Raw genomic sequence first — 521 nt, 5'->3', positions numbered from 1 at the left:
ATCGGTCCTTGCGGTCCAGTTGGACCAGTTGCTCCTTGTGGTCCAGTGAGGTCTGCTGTAGTAAAACTACTGCCATCACTAAAGTTTAAGGTAAAAGTTCCATCACCATTATCTGTTGTTGAAGTAATGCCTACGCCGTCTTGACCATCTTGGCCAGCTGGACCTGGTATTGAACTACCAGATTCTTTTGCATATAAAGCATAAGGCACGCTCATCAACTGGCTTGTCCCTGAAATTGTGTAATTACTTCCACCTGTGGGGTCGGTTTCGGTTTTAATAAAATACGGACCGTTTGCCCAATCAATAGTAGTAAAGGTTCCAGATACAACTGTTCCACTACCAATTTCTAAACTTACTAATCCGTTGGTGTTTGAAGTTGGTGTTTGGGTCTCTATATAAACGGCTGTACCACTTGCCGTGCCTTGTAAGATAGAAATTTGCATACCGACTTGGGCTTCAGTTACTAGATCGTTATTTCCGTCTCTTACCACCGCTTGGTAGCTCATTTTTTCTGGGGTTTG

The 521-nt window shown here is 43.6% G+C and carries 1 pseudogene; it reads right to left on the bottom strand.

The features are described 5' to 3' along the window. Positions 1-521: pseudogene (locus FCN74_RS11975) on the bottom strand (beta strand repeat-containing protein); the annotation flags it as partial.

It is taken from the genome of Mesohalobacter halotolerans (assembly GCF_006120725.1).
Taxonomy (GTDB): Bacteria; Bacteroidota; Bacteroidia; order Flavobacteriales; family Flavobacteriaceae; genus Psychroflexus; species Psychroflexus halotolerans.
Note: the sequence above shows the minus strand (reverse complement) of the source record. Positions and strands in the feature narration are given on the sequence as shown.